Here is a 5,831-nt window from a genome sequence, read left to right on the forward strand (position 1 = left end):
GCCGGCCGCATCGTCGCGCACCTGAACGGTCCGGTCAGCACCGCCCGCAGCGATGCCGGCGTGATCGTGACCGAATATGGCATTGCTGACCTGCGCGGCCTTTCGCTCAGGGAACGGGTGCGCAAGATGATCGGCATTGCCCATCCGGAGGAGCGTGAGCAGCTCCGACAGCAGGCCCGTGCTCTGTCATTGTTGCAATGACAGAGCACGGGCGTCCACTTCAAGGAGGAGAGATGTTCCATCACACGGTCATGGTGAATTTCATCGCTGTCGATGCAGAATTTCTGCAGGCGGTGGAAGGCTGCGCCGAGCGTATTCGCGGCGCGCAGGACGGCCTGATTGAGTTCGGCTTTCATCACAATGATTCATCGCGGGCAGGCGCGTTCCGGCATGCGTTCGTCTCGCGATTCCACGACTCCTCCGCCCATGACCGCTTCCAGACTTCCGCACTGCACGATGAGTTGAAACAACTGATCATGCCGCGCGTGGCCGGGCTGGTCGTGCTCGATCACCAGGACCAGGTTTCCTGAACAACACAAATTTTTCCCATAAGGAGAACGCAGGATGAATGACCAGATCAACGATAAATCTCCCATCGGCTTCATCGGGCTCGGCCAGATGGGCGCACCGATGGTCCGCTCGTTGTTGAGGGCCGGCCGCAAGGTACACGTCTACGACATCAATCCGCAAGCGGTGGCAGAAGCCCTCTCGCATGGCGCCATCGCCGCGAATTCCATCGCTTCCCTGGCGAGCCAATCCGATCTCATCGTCACCATGCTGCCATCGCCGTCCCACGTGCGCGCTGCCTTTCTGGATGACGACGGCATCCTGGCGCATGCCGCCAAAGGCAGCCTGGTGGTCGATTGCAGCACGATCGATCCGGAGACCGCGAAACAGTTGCACCAGACATCGCGCTTGCGCGGCATCGACATGGCCGATGCGCCGGTATCGGGCGGCGTGCTGGGAGCGGCTGCCGCTACGCTGACGCTGCTGGTAGGCGCGGTTCCGGCTTTGTTTGAACGGATCAGGGAGGTGCTGGCGCCGGTAGGCAGCGAGTTCATCCGATGCGGTGAACCCGGCGCCGGCCAGGTGGTCAAGATCGCCAACAATCTGTTGGCCGCCATCAGCATGGTCGCCACCAGCGAAGCCATGACGCTGGGCGTGAAACTCGGCGCCGATCCGGTCTTGCTGGCCAACGCCATCAACCATTCGACGGGCCGCTGCTGGGCTTCCGAGCACTACAATCCGTGGCCGGGCGTCTGTCCCGATGCGCCCGCGTCGCACGACTACGTCGGCGGCGCCAGCACCGGGATCCTGATCAAGGATTTGTCGCTGGCATTGGGCGAGGCCAAGGGCGTCACGATGCCACTGTTTCTTGGAGCCATCGCCCAGCAGGTTTACCAGTTGTCCGCCGCACAGGGCAATGGCAAGAAGGATTTCGCCTCGGTCGTCAATCTGTACCGGTGAGCATTGCATCGCGGATATCGGACGTCGATATCCGCGATGAGGAAAATTCAGATAACGCCGCTGTCTCGCAAGCTGGCGATCTCCTGGGCGGAATAGCCGAGTCCTTGCATGACGTCGTCGGTATGCTCGCCGGAGGTGGGCGCCCGGCGATCGATGCTCGACGGTGTGCGCGACAGGGAGATGGGCGGCGACACCAGCGGAATTTTTCCCGCCACGCCGGGATAATCGGTCCACGTGAAGGATTCGGCATCGTTCACGGTTTCATCCTCGAGCGCCTCGCGCGGCGAATACACCGGTCCGGCCGGTATGCGCGCCTTTTCCAGTTCTGCCAGGCATTCCTTGCGGGTACGGCCGGCGCACCATTGCGCCATCACCGAGCACAAATATTCACCCTGTTCGCCTCTGGCCTTGTCATCCCTGAATCGCAGATCTTCCGCAAATTCCGGATGCCCCATCAGGCACGCCCAGCGTTTGAACATGACTTCACCGATAACTTGCACGATCAACCAGCCGTCCAGGGTCTGGAAGATGTCGGATGGGGCGTAGTTGGGACTGCGGTTGAGGGAAGCCTTGCGATCGAGCTTGAGGACCGCTTCTTCGATCAACGCGCCGCTGGACATGTTCAGGCCGGTGCGCAACAACGAGGCGCCGACTTCCTGTCCAAGTCCGCTGGTCTTTCTTTCGTACAAGGCGAGCACCGTCCCCATCGCGCATGACATGGCGGTGGCAAAATCCACTACCGGCACCATGGCCTTCATGGGATGGTCCGGCAAGCCGGCCATATGCACCGCGCCGCTCATCGACTGCCCCACCCCGTCAAAGCCGGTCTTGTGGCGCACCGCCGGTTGCGAGCCGAACGCGGACGTGGCCGTGAGGATCACGTCCGGCTTGATCTGCCGCAGGCTCTCATAATCCAGGCCGAGGCTCTCCAGCGTTTTCGCCGGCATGTTGGCGATCACGACATCCGCCGTGCGCACCAGCTGCCTGACCACCTCGCGGCCCTCGGGAGAATCGATGTCCAGCGACAGTGAGCGCTTGTTACGGTTGACCTGCAGGAAAAACGCCCCTTCTCCGCCTTCGGTCACAGGCACGATGTAGCGATCCTCGCTGCCGCCCACCCGGTCGATACGGATCACGTCGGCGCCAAAATCGGCCAGCAGCGCGGCACAGAACGGACCTGCAATGAAACGGCCGAAATCCAGTACGCGTATGCCCTCAAGAACTTTCACCGGCAGAGTCTCCCTGGTGCTTGCGGATTGAGATGACGCCATGGTCGTCACGGAGCGACGGCGCGGATTTCATCCAGCGCGGCGGGATTGTCCAGCGACGACAGATCGCCCGGCGGCGCTCCGGTGTACACGCTGCGGATGACGCGACGCATGATCTTTGTGGTGCGCGTCTTGGGCAACTGCTTGACGACGTGAACGGCGCTGGGACGGAACGGCCGTCCGAGGCGCACATCGACATGTTGACTGACTCGCGCCAGCAAGGCTTCCTCGCTTGTGTCGACGCCGGCCAAGGTGACAACGAAGATCACCAGACGCTGGCCCTTGTCGGCGTCAGCCACACCGATGGCCGCGGCTTCGGCGATCGAATCCAGTTCCAGCACTACTTCCTCCACCTCCGCCGGACCCAGGCGTTTTCCCGCCACCTTCAGCGTGTCGTCGGAGCGGCCCATCATGAAGTAATTGCCGTCGCTGCTACGATGCAAGGCCAGGTCGCCGTGCACCCAGATGCCCGGAGTGGTTCTCCAGTAGGTTTCCAGATAGCGCTGGTCGTCCTTCCAGAACGACTGCGTCATGCCCACGAAAGGCTCGCGCACTGCGAGCTCGCCCACCACATCGATCACCGGCGCACCGCTCGCATCCACCACCGCCACATTGACGCCGGGCGACGTCGTGTTGAAACCGCTGGGTGGAATCGGACGCAGCACGACGCTTGAGAGCAGCGCGCCGGACACCTCGGTTCCGCCGGTATAGTTGATCAGCGGGCGTTCGCCGCGGCCGAAGGTCTGTTGGAACCAGGAAAAGTGTTCCGGATCGATACCTTCACCGGCAGTGATCAGCATCCGTATGCTGGAGACGTCGCCTTGCAGCGCCATCGCCTCGTTGCCCGCCATGCCGCGGATCAGGGTCGGCGCGGAACCGAAATGCGTGACGCCGTGGCGCTCCACCAGCCGCGACATGCGCGACCAGTCGGGATAGTCGGGTGCACCGTCGTAGCAGACCAGGGTGGCGCCGCGCAACAAGGCGGACGACAACACCAGGGAACCGGCGATCCAGCCCATGTCGGCGGGCCAGCAATACACGTCGCCTTCGCGCACATTGAAATGCACCGCCGAATCGTGTGCGATCTTGAGCGGAAAACTGCCGTGGGTGTGGACTACGCCTTTCGGTTTACCCGTGGTGCCCGAGGTGTAGATCACCATGAACGGATCGTTGGCGTCCATGCTGGCTGCGGGCGCCGGTTTTTCCGCGCCCAGTTCGAGCACGTCGTTCCAGTCGTGGTCGCGCGCATCGCCGTTTGCCTTGCCGCCCTGCTCGCCCGGGCCGCGCTTCCATATGATGCCGCGCACCGCCGGGGTCCTGGCCCAGGCTTCGCGCATGGGGGATTCGACATTCACGCGTTTGGTGCGCCGGGCAAAACCGGTGGTGGAGATAACGAACGACACTTCGGCTGCACTGAAACGGGAAATGATCGCGTCCACGCCGAAGCCGCTGAACAGCGGCACCATGATGGCGCCCATATAGGCAATCGCCAGCGCCGAGACCGTGGCCTCGACGCCGTTCTCCATCATCAGTCCGACGCGGTCGCCGCGCTCGACGCCCAACACGCCAAGCCCGGCGGCAAAGTCACTGACTTGTTGCGCCAGTTGCGCATAGGTCAGCTGACGCGTGGAACCGTCTTCGCTTTCGGCCACCAGCGCCAGCCTGCCGCTGCTGTCTGCGCGCCTGGCGTAGGACAGGACCGTATTGACCCAATTGAGTCGCCCGCCAGGAAACCAGCGCGGAAATTCAGGTCCGCGCGCGAGGTCGACGTATGCGGTCGGCTTCACATCCCAGACGATGCCGCAATATCCCTGGACGACGTTCCAGTAGCGCGCCGGATCGGCTTCCGCCAGTTGCAGCAGTTCGTCGTAATTTTCGCAGCCGATGGCGCGGATCAGCCTCGCTATCTCGGAATGTTCGCGATCCGCCTGCCCCGGATGCCAGACGCTCAAGTGTCCCTCAGTCATTTCTATGCCTTAATTGGTTCTATGCGGTTCTATGGGATGCAGCGACGTCAGGACTGGCTTAGCTTAGCCTGGCCGACGGAAAATCCGCCTGGCGCTTGCTGCGCACGGCGGCCAGTCCTTCCCTGGCGTCTTCCCCGAGAAAGTTGAGCATTTCCTGGGCAAGCGCATTGTCGAAGATGGGACCGGCCATGCGCATCCAGTTGTTGAGCGACATCTTTGTGGCCCTGATGGCGGTCTGGCTGCCTCTGGCCAGCTTGGCGGCGACAGCCAGCGCCTTCGGCAAAACCTCGGACGGCGGTTCGCAGAACGTCACCAGCCCAAGCCGCTCGGCTTCCTTGCCGTCGATGAAATCGGCGGTCATGAGGTAATACTTGGCTTTCGCCATGCCGCACAGCAAAGGCCAGACGATGGCCGCATGATCGCCTGCCGCCACGCCGAGTTTCACGTGGCCGTCTGTGATGCGCGCGTCTTCGGCGATCACGCTGACGTCTGCCAGCAGCGCGACCGCGAGACCCGCTCCGACCGCCGTGCCGTTGATGGCGGAAACGATGGGCTTGTCGCAGTTGAGCATGTTGTAGACGAGATCGCTCGCCTCCTGATGCACGGTCGCGATCTTTTGCGGATTACCCACCATTTCTTCGACCCATTGCAGATCGCCGCCTGCGGAAAATGCCCGGTCGCCGGCGCCGGTAATGACGACAACCTTGGTGGCGGCGTCGTCCTTGACGACCTGCCAGAGCTTGGTCAGCTCCCAATGCAGACGCGCATTCGTGGCGTTCATGACTTCGGGCCGGTTCAAGGTGGCGAGCAGCACGCCGTCGTCACGGTGCTCGAACAGGATGTGCTGGAAATCTTCGTAATTCATGATTGCCTTCAGGTAGCTGAATGGGAACATGCAGTGTGGCAAAATTTCGCCCAACGCGCTTGATGCGCCGTATCTGCACATTAGAGCCAATTTAGGCCTGACACCTCAAGATGCGCCGACGATGTGTTCCGGCGTTTGGAATACCTGGGTGCAAGCAAGGTCGCATTGCGCGGTCGCTTCCACCTCGCTCGCCGTTTTCGACGACGAGCAGATGTCCGGCTGAGCCGGCTTACCGTGTACGATTCCAAACCTATACCTGAGGTG

At 62.3% G+C, this 5,831-nt stretch carries 6 protein-coding genes; 3 read left to right on the forward strand and 3 right to left on the reverse strand.

What is annotated here, in order from left to right; genetic code table 11:
* From HLUSI_RS29840 to mmsB, 3 genes are all read left to right on the forward strand, one after another.
* A partial coding sequence (locus tag HLUSI_RS29840; protein WP_040503731.1) for an acetyl-CoA hydrolase/transferase C-terminal domain-containing protein occupies nt 1-201 on the forward strand: 201 nt, incomplete at its 5' end.
* Nucleotides 202-233: 32 nt separating this feature from the next.
* On the forward strand, nt 234-530 hold the full coding sequence (locus HLUSI_RS0120590; protein ID WP_016835741.1) for a Dabb family protein: 297 nt from the start codon (nt 234-236) through the stop codon (nt 528-530).
* A gap of 34 nt (nt 531-564) precedes the next feature.
* Nucleotides 565-1,467 (forward strand): 3-hydroxyisobutyrate dehydrogenase, encoded by a 903-nt coding sequence (gene mmsB, locus HLUSI_RS0120595; RefSeq protein ID WP_016835742.1) that lies wholly within the window; start codon nt 565-567, stop codon nt 1,465-1,467.
* Between the two features lie 47 nt (nt 1,468-1,514).
* On the opposite strand, the gene HLUSI_RS0120600 is transcribed toward mmsB, so the two are convergent.
* The 3 genes from HLUSI_RS0120600 to HLUSI_RS0120610 are packed head-to-tail and all read right to left on the reverse strand — an operon-like array spanning nt 1,515 to nt 5,567.
* Nucleotides 1,515-2,696: a CaiB/BaiF CoA transferase family protein gene (locus tag HLUSI_RS0120600; RefSeq protein WP_016835743.1), complete on the reverse strand. Its 1,182-nt coding sequence runs from the start codon at nt 2,694-2,696 to the stop codon at nt 1,515-1,517.
* A gap of 47 nt (nt 2,697-2,743) precedes the next feature.
* On the reverse strand, nt 2,744-4,702 hold the full coding sequence (locus tag HLUSI_RS0120605) for an AMP-binding protein (RefSeq protein WP_029363828.1): 1,959 nt from the start codon (nt 4,700-4,702) through the stop codon (nt 2,744-2,746).
* Between the two features lie 58 nt (nt 4,703-4,760).
* Nucleotides 4,761-5,567, reverse strand: coding sequence for an enoyl-CoA hydratase/isomerase family protein (locus tag HLUSI_RS0120610; RefSeq protein ID WP_029363829.1), 807 nt, complete (start codon nt 5,565-5,567; stop codon nt 4,761-4,763).
* Nucleotides 5,568-5,831 lie beyond the last annotated feature (264 nt).

The sequence above is a fragment of the Herbaspirillum lusitanum P6-12 genome (genome assembly GCF_000256565.1).
GTDB lineage: Bacteria > Pseudomonadota > Gammaproteobacteria > Burkholderiales > Burkholderiaceae_D > Herbaspirillum > Herbaspirillum lusitanum.

Excerpts from the sequence above, each read along its gene's own strand:
- HLUSI_RS0120590 (WP_016835741.1), top strand. The coding sequence starts at position 234 with ATGTTCCATCACACGGTCATGGTGAATTTCATCGCTGTCGATGCAGAA.
- mmsB (WP_016835742.1), top strand. The coding sequence starts at position 565 with ATGAATGACCAGATCAACGATAAATCTCCCATCGGCTTCATCGGGCTC.
- HLUSI_RS0120605 (WP_029363828.1), bottom strand. The coding sequence starts at position 4,702 with ATGACTGAGGGACACTTGAGCGTCTGGCATCCGGGGCAGGCGGATCGC.
- HLUSI_RS0120610 (WP_029363829.1), bottom strand. The coding sequence starts at position 5,567 with ATGAATTACGAAGATTTCCAGCACATCCTGTTCGAGCACCGTGACGAC.